The organism is Pectobacterium jejuense (genome assembly GCF_026800125.1).
Classification (GTDB): Bacteria; Pseudomonadota; Gammaproteobacteria; order Enterobacterales; family Enterobacteriaceae; genus Pectobacterium; species Pectobacterium jejuense.
The window spans coordinates 1-568 of record NZ_JAPQKX010000036.1 but is presented as its reverse complement, the minus strand read 5'-3'; the positions used below and the strand labels follow the sequence as shown (position 1 = coordinate 568).

Sequence of the window (568 nt, the reverse complement as noted above, 5' to 3'; positions counted from 1 at the left end):
CCTTCATCGCCTCTGACTGCCTAGGCATCCACCGTGTACGCTTAGTCGCTTAACCTCACAACCCGAAGGTGTCTTTGATAACTCAAAGTCACTGTTCGCGCTGCGATTATTTGAGAGACTCATTAACATACTGACACGCCATTCATACCCGCAGGCATCAATGCATGTTCAGCTGTCATGTTTCAATTTTCAGCTTGTTCCAGATTGTTAAAGAGCAAAACTTCGCAGTGCACCTAAACAGGTACACTCTGAAATTTTTTATCAAGCAGGTAGTGATGGTGGAGCTATGCGGGATCGAACCGCAGACCTCCTGCGTGCAAGGCAGGCGCTCTCCCAGCTGAGCTATAACCCCATCGTTGCTTACAGATACCTTAGATACCACTCACGGAAGAGTTGGTAGGCCTGAGTGGACTTGAACCACCGACCTCACCCTTATCAGGGGTGCGCTCTAACCACCTGAGCTACAAGCCTATTAAGGTATTTCTGCTCGTTATTTTCATCAGACAATCTGTGTGAGCACTTCACGCAACACACATCTTCTTGGTAAGGAGGTGATCCAACCGCAGGT

General features: G+C 48.4%; 2 tRNA genes. Both read right to left on the bottom strand.

From position 1 onward, the window contains the following. Positions 1–276: 276 nt before the first annotated feature. Positions 277–352, bottom strand: a tRNA-Ala gene (locus NXT09_RS22335). A gap of 42 nt (positions 353–394) precedes the next feature. Then, positions 395–471: transfer RNA gene (locus NXT09_RS22330), tRNA-Ile, on the bottom strand. Positions 472–568 lie beyond the last annotated feature (97 nt).